The sequence below is a fragment of the Chelatococcus daeguensis genome (genome assembly GCF_001887265.1).
GTDB classification, from domain to species: Bacteria; Pseudomonadota; Alphaproteobacteria; order Rhizobiales; family Beijerinckiaceae; genus Chelatococcus_A; species Chelatococcus_A sambhunathii.
In genome coordinates this window covers 1831982-1848437 of sequence record NZ_CP018095.1, presented here as the reverse complement: position 1 = coordinate 1848437, position 16456 = coordinate 1831982, and the positions used below count along the sequence as shown (strand labels likewise).

Sequence of the window (16456 nt, the reverse complement as noted above, 5' to 3'; positions counted from 1 at the left end):
CAGACTGCGCGTGTCGCAACAAGACTCAGCGGCGGCCGCCGCGTGCCACGCGCTCGATCTCCTGCCGCACGAGGCGCTCGACGATGGCCGGAAGATTGTCGTCGAGCCAAGCCTTGAGCATGGGACGCAGCATATCGCGCACAAGGTCCTCCAGCGTGCGCGCACCCTGACCGGAAACGTTGGACGTCAGAGCCTCGAACGAGGAGGCGACGCGGGCGCCGGTCTGTGGCGAGAGCAACTCGTCCCTCGCCTCGCGCTGGGCAGATGCGGGCTCCGGCTGTCGCGGCGGCAGCGCAGCTGAAAGCGACGCGACCAGCGACGGCATAGCCTCCTCGGCAACGCTGCGCTCGATGGCGGCGCGGGAGAAGCCTTCGCGGCCGGCCGGCGCGTTCAGGGGCGTCGCATGCGGTGCGGGCCCGGGAGCCGGCGGGCGCACCGCGGCGCCAGACTCTTCGGCGGCAACAGGCCTGCGCGGCGTCTCCGGCAGGAAGGGTTCACCCCGGTGCATCCGCTCATGAGCGGCGGCCTCACGGCGCAAGCTATCGGCACGGGCGCCGTCGGGACGGCCGGCATCCTGACGGGGGATGCGTTCTTCCGCCACCGGCAGCCGGGGAGCCGGCGCCGCCGCGGACTGGTCCTCCGTGATGATGCGCCGGATGGACGCGAGAATCTCGTCCATCGTCGGCTCGGGCGTCTTCGCAGGGTCCTGCAGCTTGGGGCTCGCCGAATTCATGCGTCGCACCGATCAATTGTCGGACGCGGGAATCACGTCCGTCCGCCTCAGCCGAGTATTTCACGCAGAAAGGGCGAGGCAAGCGCCCCGCCCGAAAGACCACAGGATTTAGCGGCATTCCGGCCGCAAAATACCACCTCTGCTACTTGCCGCTCGGCGTGTCGAGACCGATCCACTTGTCCTTGACCTGCTCGAAGTGGATCTTCGGATCATAGGTCGCGACCCTGAGGCCCAGCGTGGGCGCCGCCAGGCGACCGACGGCCGAGAGCACGCCATAGGATGCAACGATGCGGTCTCGCTGGGCCGTGACCAGCTCGACGCGAGAATTGAGCAATGCCTGCTGGGCGTTGAGCACGTCGAGCGTCGTGCGCTGGCCGACCTTGGCCTCCTCGCGGACGCCCTCAAGCGCGACTTGGTTGGCTTCCACCTGCGCCTGCGCCGCCGTGATCTGCTGCTTGGCAGCCTCCAGCTGTGACCAGGTGGCGATGACCTGCTGGCGCACCTGGTCGCGGATCAGATCGACCTGGATGCGCGCCTGACCGGCGGTCTCCTTGGCCTGCCGGGTCTGCGCATAGACGACGCCACCCTCATAGATGGGAACGTTGAGCGTGCCGATGATGGAGGCGCTCGTGCGCCGGTCGCCAGAAATGGTCTGGTCCCAGCTCTGCGACACGCCCGCCGAAACCCGGAAATCGGGCAGCAGTTGCGCTTCCGTCGCCTTTACCTGCAACTCGGCCGTATCGACGCTGTGTTGCGCGGCGGCGATCGCCGGGTGGCGCTGCAACCCGAGTGCGACCGCCTGATCCACCGTCTTGGGCAGGTACTTCTCGGCCGAAATGCCCGGCCCGAGCTGCTTGGGCTCAACGCCGATCACCTGCCGGTAAGTCGCGATGCTGGACCTGAGATTGGCCTGGGCCACGCTCTGCTGGGCGCGCCCGGCAGCGAGCGCCGCCTCGGCCTGGGCGACGTCCGTGCGCGTCACCTCGCCCACGTCAAAGCGGTCCTTCGTCTGGCGCAGTTGCTCCTGCAGCACCTCGACGTTGTTGGTCTGCAGGTTGTAGACGGCGGTGTCGCGCAGCACGTTCATATAGGCGATGACGCCTTCGAGGAGCACGCTCTGCTCGGTGTTGCGAAGCGTCTCGCGCGCACCGAAGACCTGCGATTCCGACGCGCGCACCGTGTTGAGCGTGCGGCCGCTGTCGAAGATCATCTGCTGCACCTCGATACCGATGGTGCGGCGGAACAGATCGTCATTGGACCCGCCGACGTTGGGTGTGCGCGAATTCAACGCCACGGCGCCAATGGTGCCCTGCGCGGTGATGGTGGGGCGCCAGCCGCCCTTGGCGCGGGGCACGTTCTCGTCGGTGATGCGCACCTGCGCACGCTGGACGTTCAGAGACGGGTTGTTCTCGTATGCCTTCGCGAGCGCGCCGGCCATCGTCTCGGCCTGCGCAGCAGCGCAGGACGCGAGGATGGTGCCGGACAGTGCCGCAAGCTTCAGCCACTTCGCCCCGGTGGTCTTCGAATGTCGAATCACGGCCACCTTCCCGTCATGTCGAGGCCTAAAAAGCACCTCAGAATCCTTCTTCGAACGTGCCAGCCCCTGCGAACGCTCGGCGGCGAGCATACAGCCCGGATCCGGCAGCGAGAACCGCTGACGCGAACGATCGCGCCAACTTTTCTGGTTGTGCCGCAAAAATGCGACACAGCGTATAACCTTGAAGACAATCAAAACTGGAAGGACGGCGCGCGCCGCAACCCCTCGATCACCGGCGCTGCGGCATCGAACAGCCGACGGCTACCCACCGCCTCGCCAGCACGCTGGAAGAGCACGACCCGGCCAGCCCCTTCCGAGGCATCGACCGCGGCGAGCCTTCCGCCGTCGGCGAGCTGGGCGAGCAATTCGTCGGGAACGGTCTCATAGGCCCCGTTCACGAGAATCAGGTCATAGGGCGCGCCCGCTGCATAACCCTCGGCGACCGGTCCGACCTGGACCGTGACGTCGCAGCCGAGATCGGACAGGATGGCCTTCGCACGCTCTGCCAGAGCCGGATCCGCCTCGAGCATGACAACATCGCCCCCCAGACGCTCCATGACAGCGCTCGCGTAGCCCGTGCCGCCGGCCACATCGAGGATGCGGTTGCCCGGCACGATGTCGAGAGCCTGGATCATCCGGGCGAGCACCATGGGCGGCAGCATGACACGCGCCGTCCCGTCGGCGAATCGCGCCAGCGTGATGGCTCGGTCGGAATAGGCGGTAGCTTCCGCGGCGGCCGGCACAAAACGCTCGCGCGGCACCTCCTCAAGGACGCTCAGCAAGGCATGGTCCACCACGTCGAAGGTTCTGACCTGGCAGTCCACCATGGTGCGGCGGGCTTGGGCGAAATCGAGCATCGGGGGGACCTTTCAGGATCGCTGCCGGCAGGACACCCCGGGCAGCGTTCCCGCTGGCATCGGGCCGGCGGGTTCGATCCCGAAAGCGGTATCGCCGGATATGGAGGCCTCGCCCGGAATCGAACCGGGGTGCAAGGATTTGCAGTCCTCTGCGTAACCACTCCGCCACGAGGCCTCGCCGCGGGTTCATACCAAAGGCGCGGGCCCTTCCGCAACATCCGTTTTGGGGTGCCCCTCCCCCTCGATCCACAGCCTGGTGACGGGCACGAAAAGGGGTTGCAGGAGCGTCTGTCATGATATAGTCAACCGGCCGTGATCCCCGATAGCTCAGTCGGTAGAGCGTTCGACTGTTAATCGAATGGTCGCAGGTTCGAGTCCTGCTCGGGGAGCCACCTTCTTCCTCCCAAAATCGTTGTTACGCTTCAGATTGCCCCGTCCGCGCTCGGACATTGGCGCCGCAAGCGCCAATGAGGTGCCAATCCACGCAAGATCGAACGAGAACGCTGCGGACCTTGGTGAAGCGCTGCCGCCAGTTGGCGGCTTTCATCAAGGATCTTGCCGTCTGCCAGCTTCCTGGCCGTCCCAAACAGTGACCTCCGGAACGGCCGGTTGGGCCGACCCTCCGACGGGCAGGAGCGCTCCGGACCTCAGACTCGAAGCAGACCGTGGCCTGCCGGTCCTCCACGGTCGGCATCGCCGACCACAGCCAGCGTCTCATCCGCAATCACCTGCTCCTCGTCGGTCGGGATGACGTAGGCGGCGATGCGGCTGTCTTCCGTGCTGATGCGCGGGGCGTTGGCGGCATTGGCGCCCGCATCGAGCGTGAGGCCGAGCCAGCCCAGCCGCGCGCAGACCTCGGCACGGATGCGCGGCTGATTCTCGCCGATGCCCGCGGTGAAGACGACACCGTCGAGGCCGCCGAGCGTCACGGCGAGGCGCGCGATCTCGCCCGCGATGCGGAAGCAGAAGAGCGTGATCGCCTCCTCGGCCCGCACATCCCGGCTATCGAGGAGAACGCGGCTGTCGGGGCTGATGCCGGAGACGCCGAGAAGACCCGAGCGATGGTACAGAAGGTCCTCGACGGCGGCGAGCGGCATGGCCTTCTGCCCCATGAGGTGAAGGAGAACGCCGGGGTCGAGCGCGCCGCAGCGCGTCGCCATGGGAATCCCGTCGAGCGTCGAGAAGCCCATGCTCGTGTCCCGGCTCACGCCGCCCTCGAGCGCACACAGGCTGGCGCCGCTGCCGAGATGGGCGACAACGACCTTGCCGGCCGCCGTCTCAGGCGCACGGCGGGCGAGTTCGCCGGCAATGAACTGGTAGGACAAGCCATGGAAGCCATAGCGCCTGATTCCCTCGTCGTGCAGCGCGCGCGGCAGGGCGAAACGGCGCACGATATCGTCCTGGCTCTGGTGAAAGGCGGTGTCGAAACTGGCACACAGCGGCAGCGTGGGCCGCAGGTGCCGGATGCCGCGGATGATGCGCAGGCTCTGCGGCTGGTGCAGCGGCGCCAGAACCGTCAATTCGTCGAGCTTGCCGACGACATCGTCGTCGATAAGGACCGGCCCGGTGAAGGTGCCGCCGCCGTGCACCACCCGGATGCCCGCCGCCCTCACCCGCTCGAGGTCGACGTGCTGGCCGACGAGACCGAAAGTCTCGGCCAGAAGACCCCGCACGTCCTCGGCCGGCGCCGCGAGTGCCGTTTCGAAGGGCAGCGGCACCTCGTCGAGCCGGAACATCGGCGGCGCGCGGCGCAGGTCGATGACGCCCCGGGCGATGCGCCGCGCCCTCCCCGCGCCGGCCTCGAACAGGCCGATCTTGATCGTGGACGAGCCGGCGTTGAAGGTGACGAGAAGATCGCCCGTCATGCACCCACCCCCGGCGGGCGACGGGGCGCCGCAGCGAGTCTTGCCAGTGCTGCCGAGGCGATCCGCGCCGAGAGAGGATCGGCCCGGCTGGTGAGGACGATCGGCACGCGGGCGCCGAGGACGAGCCCGGCGGCCGTCGCGCCGGCAAAGTAGATGAGCTGCTTGGCCAGCATGTTGCCGGCCTCGAGGTCCGGCACCAGCAGGATGTCGGCCCGGCCGGCGACGGGCGAGACGATGCCCTTCGTGCGTGCGGCATCGGGGCTGATGGCATTATCGAAGGCAAGCGGCCCGTCGACGCGCGCGCCGGTGATCTGGCCGCGGGCCGCCATCACGGTCAGGGCTGCTGCGTCGAGCGTCGACGGCATCCTGGGGTTGACCGTCTCGACGGCGGCGAGCACGGCGACAAGCGGCTCCTCCATGCCAAGGATGCGCAGAAGATCGACCGCGTTCTGACAGATGTCCCGCTTGTGGTCGAGCGTCGGCTGGATGTTGACGGCCGCGTCGGTGACGATGAGCGGCTTGTCGTAGGCCGGCACGTCCATGGCATAGACGTGGCTGATACGGCGCTCGGTCCTGAGGCCGGAAGACGGTGCCACGACCGCGCCGAGCAACTCGTCCGTATGCAGGCTGCCCTTGACGAGAACGGACACCGCGCCGGCGACGGCGAGCTCCACCGCGCGCTCCGCAGCCGCGTGGCTGTGGGGGACGGTTTCGATCGTGATGCCGTCGAGCGATACCTGCGCCGCGTCGGCCGTGGCACGGATCTTCGCTTCCGGCCCGATCAGGAGCGGCTCCAACAGGCCCTCGTCCCGCACCTCGACCGCCGCCTGCATGGCGGCGACGGAGCAGGGATGCACGATGGCCGCGCGGACCTGCGGCGCCTTGCGGGCCTTTGCCACAAACTCTTCGTAGCGGTCATGCCGTCGCAGCGAGACGTCGGGCAGGCGTTTGCGCGGCCATTCGATGCGCCGCTCCGGCGCGATCACCGTCGCGACGCCGCTCAGGACCTCCTCACCCCGCTGGTTGGTACAGACGGTGTCGAGAAGGACGATGCGCTTCTCGGGGCGCTTCTCCCGCACGCTCGCCCGTGCGGTGATGGTGTCGCCTGGGGTGACCGGCTTCAGGAACTTCAGCTCCTGCCCGAGATAGATCGTGCCCGGGCCGGGAAGTTCCGTGCCGAGCACGGCCGAGACCAGCGCCGCCGTCCACATGCCGTGCGCGACGACGTGGCCGAACCTGTCGGTCGCTGCGAAGGCGGCATCGAGATGGGCCGGGTTGACGTCGCCCGAGACGGCCGCGAACAGCTCGATGTCGTCACGGCCGACGACACGCACCAGCGAGGCGCCGTCGCCGGGGCGCAGCTCCTCGAAAGTGCGGTTGCGCAGGAAATCGCTCATGCCGCATCACCTCTGGAAGATGTAGGTGCCCGGGGCATCGGCGAGGGGCGGATAGCCCTTGCGCGGTGCCCCCATCGCCGGCGGCGCGACCCGCTCGCCCGCCGACCGCTCCGCGAGCCAGGCCGCCCAGTCCGTCCACCAGGAGCCCTCCTTCACCGTCGCCGCCGCCAGCCATTCGTCCGGGCCGAGATAGAGGGCGGAGGCCTCCTTGAGGCCGGTGCGGAAGGTGCGGCCGACATGCCCCGGCTCGCTGACGATCCCCGCATTATGGCCGCCGCTCGTCAGGACGAAGGTGATGTCCGTGTCGCAGAGCTGATGCACCTTGTAGACCGAGCGCCACGGCGCCACGTGGTCGCGCTCCGTGCCGACGACGAACATCGGCACGCGGATGTTCTGCAGGGCCGCCGGGCGTCCCTCGACCATGAAGCGGCCGCTCGCCAGTTCGTTGTCGATGTAGAGGCGCTGCAGATATTCGGCGTGCATGCGATAGGGCATGCGGGTCGTGTCGGCGTTCCAGGCCATGATGTCGAACATCGGCGCCCGCTCGCCCATCAGATATTCGCGAATATGCCGCGACCAGACGAGGTCGTTGGTGCGCAGCAGCTGGAAGGCGCCCGCCATCTGGTCGGCGGAGAGATAGCCCCTGTTCCACATCATGCTCTCGAGGAAGTGCATCTGGCTGTGGTCGATGAAGAGCGCCAGTTCGCCCGGCTCGGTGAAATCCGTCTGCGCGGCAAGAAGCGTCATCGAGGCGAGGCGATCGTCGCCAGCATGGGCCATGGCCGCCGCCGCGATCGCCAGGAGCGTGCCGCCGAGGCAATAGCCGACCGCGTTGACCTTCACATCCGGCAGGATGGCATTGATGGCGTCGAGCGCCGCCATCGCCCCCATCCGCCGGTAGTCGTCCATCGACAGATCGCGGTCCGTGGCGTCGGGATTGCGCCAGGAGATGCAGAAGACTGTATGGCCCTGCCCGACGAGATAGCGGACGAGCGAGTTCTGCGGCGAAAGGTCAAGGATGTAGTACTTCATGATCCACGCCGGTACGATCAGCACCGGCTCGGCCAGCACCGCCTTTGTCGCCGGCGCATACTGGATGAGCTCGATCAGATGGTTGCGGAAGACCACCTTGCCCGGCGTGACCGCGACGTCGCGGCCCGGCTGGAAGGCGTCCGCGCCCACGGGAAGCTGTCCGGTCGCCTGCCGGGTGACATCCTCAAGAAAGTTCGAGAAGCCTTCGAGATAATTGGCGCCGGCGGTCTGGATCGTCTTCTCCAGCACCTCCGGGTTCAGCAGCGGGAAGTTCGATGGCGAGAACACGTCGAGGAGCTGCCGCACGGCGAAGGAGACGACCTCCTCGTGGTGCGGGCTCACGCCGGGCACCTCGCGGGTGACGTTGTGCCACCATTGCTGCTGCAGCAGGAAGGCCTGGGCCCATAGGCTGAACGGCGGCTTGCGCCAGCCCTCGGCGCGGAAGCGATGATCGCCGGGCAGCGGCTCGATGCAGGGCGGCGTGTCGGGCCGGGCTGCCGCGGCGGCGATATGGGCGGCGATGCGCCCGGTCTTGCGCACCGCCTTGTCGATGAGCTCCAGCCGCTTGCCCGGCGCCGCGGCGAGATGGATCGACCAGTCGAACAGGGCAAGCGCCAGCGAGGTCGGCGAGATTCCGCCGGTTATCGCTCCTGTCAGCGCCTCGCGCATGCGGTCCAGGGCGCGGTAGCCCTCCAGTCCCAGGCTTTCGTCGCGACACGTGTGTGCCGTCGAGATCCGGGGGTGACGGGGATCGTTCATCTCGCGTTCCTCTGTCCAGCCCGACCGCAGGCCTTCACGTCGGGCATGTCCGCGCTGCGTCGCACAATGGCACGCCGGGCAACCCCACCGTTTGATCTCGCACAAAGCAGACCCCGGCCGTGCCGACGCATGATCGCGGCTCTCAGACATGATCCGCTTCAATGTGACGACAACCCGGAAGCCGCCGCGATCGTTCTCGAGGCCGCGGCCTCGCCCGCCTCTCACCCGCAGGGTTCAACCGAAGGAGTGTGCCATGCCCAAGATGAAAGCCGCCATAGCGCGGGTGTTCGGCGAGCCTCTCGCCATCGAGGAATGGACGGTGCCGGAGCCGCGGCCGGACCAGATCCTCGTCAAGATCGCGGCGACGGGCGTCTGCCACACCGACCTGCACGCGGTGAAGGGCGACTGGCCGGTCAAGCCGACGCTTCCGTTCATTCCTGGCCACGAGGGCGTGGGCACGGTTGCCGCTGTGGGGCGCGACGTGAAGCGCGTGAAGGAGGGCGACCGTGTCGGCGTGCCCTGGCTGCACACGGCCTGCGGCTACTGCCCCCATTGCCGCACCGGCTGGGAGACGCTATGCGGCAGCCAGCAGAACACCGGCTATTCCGTCAACGGCAGCTTCGCCGAATATGCCCTCGCTGACCCGAACTACGTCGGCCGGCTGCCTGAAAACCTCGCCTGGGGACCGGCCGCGCCGGTGCTCTGCGCCGGGGTTACCGTCTACAAGGGCCTCAAGGAGACGGAGGTGAAGCCCGGCGAATGGGTGGCGATCTCCGGCATCGGCGGGCTCGGCCACATGGCCGTGCAATATGCGCGCGCCATGGGCATGCATGTCGCCGCCATCGACGTGCATCCCGACAAGCTGGAACTCGCCAGGTCGCTGGGCGCGGAGATTGCCATCGACGCCCGCGAGCGCGACCCTGTTTCGGAGCTGCAGCAGCGCATCGGCGGCGTGCATGGTGTCCTCGTGACGGCGGTGTCGCCCGCTGCCTTCGAGCAGGCTTTCGGCGTGCTGCGTCCGCACGGCACGATGGCCCTCGTCGGCCTGCCGCCGGGCCGTTTCGCGATGCCGATCTTCGACACGGTGCTGAAGCGCATCACGGTACGCGGCTCCATCGTCGGCACGCGCCAGGACCTCGAGGAGGCGCTTGCCTTCGCCGGCGACGGCGCCGTCGCGGCCCATTTTTCCTGGGACCGGCTCGACAACATCAACGACGTCTTCGAGCGCATGGAAGCCGGCGCCATCGACGGCCGGGTCGTCCTCGACCTCGCCTGAGCCCTTCGGCGGCGATGATCTCCGTCGCCGCCCCTCATCCGCCTAGGCCGCCATTCAACCGGCGTTGAAGATAACCTTGCGGAAGCGGCCGAGCGAGACGGCGAAATAGGCGACACCGATGGCGGCGAGCGCCAGCATCTGCGGCAACACGATTTTGAGCCCCGCCCCGCGATAGAGCACGGCCTGCGAAAAGGCGACGAAATGCGTCGCCGGTGAAATCTGCATCACATGCTGCAGCCACTCCGGCATGCTCTCCATCGGGGTCGTCGAGCCCGACAGGAGGTTGAGCACGATGAGCACCGGGATGGCGAGCAGTCCGAACTGGGCCATTGAGGTCGAGAAGGTGGCGATCAGGATGCCGAGCGCCGCGACCGAGAACTGGTAGAGCACCGCCCCTGAAAGAAAGAGCAGGATCGATCCGGCGATGGGCACGGCGAGCAGCCACTCAACCACGACGACGAGCGAGACGAAGGCCGCCGCCACGATGACGAGGCCATTCGCCAGGATCTTGGCGAGCATGATCTCGACAGGCGTCACCGGCATGACGAGCAGGTGCTCGACGGTACCGTGCTCGCGCTCGCGGATCAGCGCGGCCCCGGTCAGGATGACGGACAGCATGGTGATGTTGTTGATCACCTGCATCACCGAGGTGAACCAGGACGAGGTCAGGTTTGGATTGAACATCGCCCGCACGACGACGTTGACCGGCAGGATGGCGCTGCCCTCCCGCCGCTGCAGGAAGGCGATGATCTCGTTCGTCAGGATGTTCTGCACGTAGACGGCGCCGTTGCCCGCCTGGGTCATGGCCGTCGCATCGACATTGACCTGCAGCTCGGGATGGCGCCCGGCGAGGAGATCCGCCTCGAAGCGCGGCGGAATGACGAGCACGAAGACGAAGCGCCCCGCATCCATGGCCGCGTCGATGTTGCCGGCGCCGATTTCGACCGGCGTCTTGAACAGGGGCGGCAGGAAGGCATCCTGCAGTCGGCGCGACAAGGACGAGCGGTCCTCGTCGACGACCGCGATGGCCATGTTCTCCGCCTCCGTCTTCGCGCCCGTCGCCACCGAGTAGATGGCGAAGGTGAAGGTGTAGAGGATGAGCGCGACGAGGACCGGGTCGGCCCGGATGCTGCGCAATTCCTTCACCGCCAGGCGCAGGACATTGGCGACATGGCCGCCGATGCCGCGCGCCGACAGGCGATGCCGTTTCGATTGCCCGCTCATCTCACGGCTCCTGCTTGGCGAGCGCGACCTGCGACGCGACGATGAAGCCGATGCCGAACAGCGCCAGCATGACGAGGTTGGGCCACAGGTCGGCGAAGCCGAGGCTCTTGGTGAAGGTGCCGACGCTCACCGGCTGGTACCACGCCGCCGGAAAGGCGAGTCCGATGAAGCGGGCGCTACCCGACAGCGAGGAAACCGGCACGAGAAGGCCGGAGAAGTTGACCGCAGGGATGATGGCGATGATCGAGGTGGCGAAGACCGCCGCGACCTGGGTGCGCGTGAAGCACGAGACGAAGAGGCCGAAGCCGGTCGTCGCCAGGATGTAGAGCAGGGTCGCGAAAAACAGCGCCGGCAACGAGCCCTTCACCGGCACCCCGAACAGCAGCAACGCGAGCGCAAGCAGCGAGACGAAGCTCACGGCCGCGATGACGACATAGGGCAGCTGCTTGCCGACGAGAAACTCGAACCTGGTGACCGGCGTTGCGCGGAAATTGGCGATGGAGCCGGTCTCCTTCTCGCGCACCACGCCGACCGCCGTCATGATCGCTGGAATCAGCACGAGCATCAGCATGATGACGCTCGGCACGATGGCATAGATGCTCCTGAAGGCCTGGTTGTAGCGAAAGCGCGTCTCGATATCGGCCGGCAGGACGCCGACGGAACCGCCGCCGCGCTCGTGCGCCTGCGTCTCCAGATATTGCAGCGCCAGCCCGGTCACGTAGCCGCGCGTCGTCTCGGCCCGGAAGGGCATGGCGCCGTCGAGCCACACGCCAACCTCGGGCTGCCGGCCGGAGACGAGGTCGCGCCCGAAGCCGGCGGGGATCTCGATGGCGAGCTTGAGCTCGCCGCTCTTCAGGCGGTCCACCACCTCGGCGGCATTGGCGATCGGCGCCCGCTCGTCGAAATAGCGGGAGCCGGAGAAGCTTTCGAGCAGTTGCCGGCTTTCCAGCGACCGGTCCTGGTCGAGGGCCGCGAAGGTGAGCTTCTCGACGTCGAAGGAGATGCCGTAGCCGAAGGTGATCATGAGGATGATCGGGCCGAGCAGTGCGAAGGCGAGGCGAATGGGGTCGCGCATCAGTTCCATCGTCTCGCGCCGCGCATAGGCCCAAAGCCGGCGCAGGTCGAAGGAGCGCGCGGCCTGCGCCTGTCCCATGGCCGTCGGCAGCGCGACCGGCGCCTCCTGCGCATCCTCGGCCGACAGGTCGATGCCCGCCGCCTCGGCAAGGCAGGCGACATAGGCCTCTTCGATGTCGCCGCCGTGCCGCGCTGCCAGTTCCCGCGGCGTGCCCACGTCGAGCACCTTGCCCGCATGCATCAGCGAGATGCGGTCGCAGCGCTCGGCCTCGTTCATGAAATGGGTAGAGATGAAGATCGTCACGCCCTCGTCACGAGACAAGCCGACGAGGAAGCGCCAGAAGGCGTCGCGCGCCACCGGGTCGACGCCCGACGTCGGCTCGTCGAGGATCAGCATCTCCGGCCCGTGGATCACCGCGACGGCGAGCTGCAGGCGCTGGCGGATGCCGAGCGGCAGGCTTTCGGGGCGCTCGTCCGCGACATCGGCCAGGTCGAAACGCTGCAGCATCTCGTCGACCCGCGGCGCGACCCTGTCGGCCGGGAGGTGGAAGAGATGGGCGTGCAGCTCGAGGTTCTGCCGCACGGTCAATTCGCCGTAGAGCGAGAAGGACTGGGACATGTAGCCGACGCGCCGGCGCGTCTCGAGATCGCGTGCATCAAGCGTTTCGCCGAACAGCCTGGCCCAGCCCTCGCTCGCCGGCAGCAGGCCGGTCAGCATCTTCATCGTCGTCGACTTGCCGCAGCCATTGGAGCCGAGGAAGCCGAAGATCTCCCCGCGCGCGATGCGGAAGCTGACATTGTCGACGGCCGTGAAGTCGCCGAAGCGGCAGGTCAGGCCCTCCGCCTCGATGGCCGGCGGGCCGTCGCTGGCGACGCGCGGGCGCACGGCGACCGGCTCGTGCTGGCGGCGCTTCTCCTCGGGCAGGAGGGCGATGAAGGCGGCTTCGAGCGTGTCCGTCCCCGCCCGCGCGCGCACCTCGTCCGGCGAGCCGGTGGCGATCACCTTGCCGTCGTCGATGGCGGCGAGCCAGTCGAAGCGCTCCGCCTCCTCCATATAGGCGGTGGCAACGATGACGCTCATGCCCGGCCGGCGCTGCCTGATGCGCTCGATGAGGTCCCAGAACTGGCGCCGCGACAGCGGATCGACGCCGGTCGTCGGCTCGTCGAGGATGATGAGGTCGGGATCGTGGATGAGCGCACAGCACAGGCTGAGCTTCTGCTTCATGCCGCCCGACAGCTTGCCGGCCGGCCGGTCGGGAAACGGGTCGAGCCCGGTCGCTTTCAGGAGCTCGGCGATGCGCGTCTCGCGCTCGCCGGCGCCCTGCCCGAAGAGGCGGCCGAAGAAGTCGAGATTCTCGTAGACCGAAAGGGTCGGATAGAGATTGCGGCCGAGCCCCTGGGGCATGTAGGCGATACGCGCGCCGCTCGCCCTGCGGTGCCCGGCATCGGCCATGTCGCCGCCGAGCACCCTCACCTCCCCCTCCTGAATCCTGCGCACCCCGGCAGCGAGCGCGAGCAGCGTCGACTTGCCGACCCCGTCGGGGCCGATCAGCCCGGCCATGCAGCCGGCGGGAACGGACAGCGAGACGCCGTCGAGGGCGTGCACCTTGCCATAGCGATGGGTGACGCCGCGCAGGGTGACGACGGCATCCGCGCCGGTGACGGCCGGGGCTGCAGAAGGGCAGGCGATATCCATGAAGGCTACCGCTGGGCTCAGTCCGGCAGCCGGATGGCGAGGTCCGTCGGCCAGCCGGCATCCTTGACGGTGCGGACGAAGCCGATGCCGCGCACGCCCGTCTTCACCTGCGGCTCGTATTGCCTGAGCAGGTTGGGATCGATGCGGATCTTGACGCGGAACATCAGCTTCTCGCGTTCGTCTGCCGTCTCGACGGCCTTGGGCGTGAATTGCGCATCGGCCGCGACGAAGGAGACCCGCGCCGGCACCACATAATGCGGGATGGGATCGAGGATGATGCGCGCCTCGTCGCCGAGAACGACCCTGCCGGCGTCGCGCGCAGGCAGGAAGATGGTCATATAGACGTCCGCAAGGTCGAGCAGCGTGACGATGCGCGCGCCGGCGGCCACCACCTCGCCGCCGCGCGCCAGCTTGTATTGCACGCGCCCGCGCCGGGGCGCCTTCAGCACCATGTCGGCGACAACCGTCTCGAGCCGAGCCACATCCGCCTTCGCCGCCTCGATGGCGGCGGCGGCCTGGTCGCGCGAGGCCTGGGCGGCGTTGAGCGCGGCATCGGCCGCCTTCATCTGGCTGCGCCGCTGGTCGAGCCGCTCCTGCGAGAAATGGCCCTTGGTGAAGAGCTCCTCGGCCCTGTCGAGCTCGGCCTTCGCGAGCAGACGGTCGCTCTCGCGCTGGGCGATCAAGGCCTCGGCCTCGGCCTTCGCCTTGACGGCCCGCAGCACCTGCGCCTCGGCGCCGCGCAACTGGGCCCGGTATTCGGAATCATCCATGCGGGCGATGACGGTGCCGGCATCGACCATGTCGCCCTCCTCGACGAGAACCTCGGCGAGGCGGCCGGCATATTTGGCCGAGACGTCGACCTGCTCGGCCTCGATACGGCCGTTGGCTCTGGCGATGCCCTCCGGCAGGCTGTTGCGGCGCAGGCGGTTGAACAGCGTCTCGAGGGTTCCCTGCGCCTGCGCAACCCCGGCACCGAAGACCGCTTCGCCGGGCGGCAGCCAGCCGGGCGTCGCCAGAAACACCACGAGCAGCGCAAGACAACAGGGACGGGGCAGGCTCATCCGAAACCTCCTGAAGGCCCACTGTCGGTGAACTCGCCTCGGCAGCTTCTGCTGCCAAAGGCCGCGATTCCAGCCGGCGTCACCGGCCGAGTGTCGTCCTAGGCTCCGGCACTCGCTGCGGCCTTGATGCAGATCATGGCCCGGCGACGGCATGCCAATCAATGTTCCTTCATTCCTGCCGCAGCCCACATGTCCGGCCTGCAGCGGGCCGCGAGCGCTTCGCCCCCAGCCTTGCATGGCTCGGAGGCGCAGCACTGCCCCCGACGGGCTTGCAGCGGCCAGGGCCCCCGCCTACGGTCGCGCAACCTGTTCTGCGGAGGCGCGCGATGAGCAAGACGACCCTTCTGTTCCGGGACGATCCCTATGCCAAAACGGCCGAGGCGACCGTCGTCGGCCTCTCCGACGATGGCGGCATCATCCTCGACCGCACCATCTTCTATGCACAGGGCGGCGGCCAGCCCGGCGACATCGGCTGGATGATGCTGCCCGGCGGCCAGGAGATCGCCATCGCCAATGCCGTCTACGGCCCCGACCGGTCGACGATCGCGCATGTGCCGGCGGCCGAGGGGCGTCTCCCCGCCATCGGCGACACCGTCGGCCTGCGCCTCGACTGGGACGTCCGCCATGCGCGCATGCGCGTGCACACCGCGCTGCACCTGCTCTCGGTCGCCCTGCCCTTTCCCGTCACCGGCGGCGCCATCGGCGACGGCGAGGGCCGGCTCGACTTCGATATCCCCGATGCCGGCCTCGACAAGGACGAGATCGGCGTCAAGCTCAACGAGATGATCGCGCAGGATGCGCCGGTGAGCGAGCGCTGGATCACGGACGAGGAGCTCCTCGCCAATCCGGGCCTCGTCAAGACCATGTCCGTCAAGCCGCCGATGGGCTCGGGCACCGTGCGGCTCGTCGAGATCGCGGGGCTCGACCTGCAGCCCTGCGGCGGCACGCATGTGAAGAGCACCGGCGAGATCGGCGCGGTCGCCATCACCGCCATCGAGAAGAAGGGCCGGCAGAACCGGCGCGTGCGCATCGCGCTCGCCTGATCACGGCCGTAACGCAGAGGACCAGGCCATGAGCGAGACCAAGCTGCCTTCGGCCCATTTCGTTTCTACCGCTTGGCTCGCCGAGCATCTCGGCGCGCCGGACATCGCCATCGTCGATGCCTCCTGGTATCTGCCGACGGACAACCGCGACGGCGCCGCCGAATATCGCGCCGCGCACATCCCCGGCGCGGTCCATTTCGACATCGAGGCGATCCGCGACGAGAGCACCGACCTGCCGCACATGATGCCGACGGCGGAACGGTTCGCGGACGCCGTCGGCGCGCTCGGCATCGGCGACGGCATGCGGATCGTGGTCTACGACGGCGCGGGGCTGCTCGCCGCGGCGCGTGTGTGGTGGATGTTCCGGGCCTTCGGCGCGCAGGACGTGAAGATCCTCGACGGCGGCTTCCCGAAGTGGCTGGCCGAGCGTCGCCCCGTCGACGCGGAGCCTGTGCAGCCACCGCGGCAGACGTTCAACGCGCGGGCGCCGCAGGGTGTCGCCCATATCGAGGACGTGCGTGCCGCCCTTCACGAGCGCTCGGCCCAGATCGTCGACGCCCGTTCGCCGGAACGCTTCCGCGGCGAGGCGCCGGAGCCTCGCCCGGGCGTGCGCCCGGGCCGCATGCCCGGCAGTTTCAACGTGCCGCATGCCCGCCTCGTCGAGCAGGGAAGGCTGAAGGCGCCGGAAGATATCCGGCCCGTGTTCGAGGCCGCCGGCGTCAGCCTCGACCGGCCGGTCATCACCAGCTGCGGCTCGGGTGTTTCGGCGGCGATCCTGTGGCTCGCGCTCGACGCCCTGGGCAGGCCGCCCGCCGCGCTCTACGACGGCTCATGGGCGGAATGGGGCAGCCGGGCCGATTGCCCGGTCGTGACCGGGCCGGCCGACTGAGCGGCCCCGAAGG

General features: G+C 68.3%; 12 protein-coding genes and 2 tRNA genes. 4 read left to right on the top strand and 10 right to left on the bottom strand.

Translation table 11 applies throughout. From position 1 onward, the window contains the following. Positions 1-25 precede the first annotated feature (25 nt). The 4 genes from BOQ54_RS08825 to BOQ54_RS08810 all read right to left on the bottom strand — a co-directional run bounded on the left by BOQ54_RS08825 (position 26) and on the right by BOQ54_RS08810 (position 3302). Entirely contained in the window at positions 26-733 is a 708-nt protein-coding gene (locus tag BOQ54_RS08825; protein ID WP_055458397.1) for a PopZ family protein, read from the bottom strand. 142 nt (positions 734-875) lie between these two features. Beyond that, positions 876-2360, bottom strand: coding sequence for a TolC family outer membrane protein (locus BOQ54_RS08820; RefSeq protein ID WP_245316175.1), 1485 nt, complete (start codon positions 2358-2360; stop codon positions 876-878). Between the two features lie 101 nt (positions 2361-2461). Continuing rightward, entirely contained in the window at positions 2462-3127 is a 666-nt protein-coding gene (locus BOQ54_RS08815; RefSeq protein WP_071923731.1) for a protein-L-isoaspartate O-methyltransferase family protein, read from the bottom strand. A gap of 101 nt (positions 3128-3228) precedes the next feature. Next, positions 3229-3302 (bottom strand) — tRNA-Cys (locus tag BOQ54_RS08810). A gap of 141 nt (positions 3303-3443) precedes the next feature. Here BOQ54_RS08810 and BOQ54_RS08805 point away from each other — a divergent pair. Further along, positions 3444-3519, top strand: a tRNA-Asn gene (locus BOQ54_RS08805). A 255-nt stretch (positions 3520-3774) separates the two neighbouring features. Here the strand turns inward: BOQ54_RS08805 and BOQ54_RS08800 are convergent. The 3 genes from BOQ54_RS08800 to BOQ54_RS08790 are packed head-to-tail and all read right to left on the bottom strand — an operon-like array spanning position 3775 to position 8180. After that, positions 3775-4992, bottom strand: coding sequence for an acetate/propionate family kinase (locus BOQ54_RS08800; RefSeq protein WP_071923730.1), 1218 nt, complete (start codon positions 4990-4992; stop codon positions 3775-3777). Beyond that, positions 4989-6389 (bottom strand): bifunctional enoyl-CoA hydratase/phosphate acetyltransferase, encoded by a 1401-nt coding sequence (locus tag BOQ54_RS08795; RefSeq protein ID WP_071923729.1) that lies wholly within the window; start codon positions 6387-6389, stop codon positions 4989-4991. The genes BOQ54_RS08800 and BOQ54_RS08795 overlap by 4 nt, the downstream gene beginning before the upstream one ends. Before the next feature lie 6 nt (positions 6390-6395). Beyond that, positions 6396-8180 carry a PHA/PHB synthase family protein gene (locus BOQ54_RS08790; protein ID WP_071923728.1) on the bottom strand — a complete coding sequence of 595 codons (1785 nt, stop codon included), beginning with the start codon at positions 8178-8180 and terminating at the stop codon, positions 6396-6398. A 253-nt stretch (positions 8181-8433) separates the two neighbouring features. Here BOQ54_RS08790 and BOQ54_RS08785 point away from each other — a divergent pair, with 253 nt between their 5' ends. Then, a complete protein-coding gene (locus BOQ54_RS08785; RefSeq protein ID WP_055458402.1) occupies positions 8434-9456 on the top strand; it encodes a zinc-dependent alcohol dehydrogenase in 1023 nt (340 codons plus the stop codon). 54 nt (positions 9457-9510) lie between these two features. Here the strand turns inward: BOQ54_RS08785 and BOQ54_RS08780 are convergent, their stop codons facing one another. Genes BOQ54_RS08780 through BOQ54_RS08770 form a run of 3 tightly spaced genes read right to left on the bottom strand, consistent with a single transcriptional unit; the run spans position 9511 to position 14511 of the window. Further along, complete coding sequence (locus tag BOQ54_RS08780; protein WP_071923727.1) at positions 9511-10680, bottom strand: ABC transporter permease; 1170 nt, start codon at positions 10678-10680, stop codon at positions 9511-9513. A gap of 1 nt (position 10681) precedes the next feature. Then, complete coding sequence (rbbA, locus tag BOQ54_RS08775; protein WP_071923726.1) at positions 10682-13450, bottom strand: ribosome-associated ATPase/putative transporter RbbA; 2769 nt, start codon at positions 13448-13450, stop codon at positions 10682-10684. Positions 13451-13467: 17 nt separating this feature from the next. Further along, positions 13468-14511, bottom strand: a complete 1044-nt coding sequence (locus BOQ54_RS08770; protein ID WP_063186193.1) for an HlyD family secretion protein — start codon at positions 14509-14511, stop codon at positions 13468-13470. Positions 14512-14837: 326 nt separating this feature from the next. Between BOQ54_RS08770 and BOQ54_RS08765 the strand changes: the two genes are divergently transcribed. Next, on the top strand, positions 14838-15554 hold the full coding sequence (locus BOQ54_RS08765; protein WP_071923725.1) for an alanyl-tRNA editing protein: 717 nt from the start codon (positions 14838-14840) through the stop codon (positions 15552-15554). Between the two features lie 28 nt (positions 15555-15582). Then, a complete protein-coding gene (gene sseA, locus BOQ54_RS08760) occupies positions 15583-16443 on the top strand; it encodes a 3-mercaptopyruvate sulfurtransferase (protein ID WP_071923724.1) in 861 nt (286 codons plus the stop codon). Positions 16444-16456 lie beyond the last annotated feature (13 nt).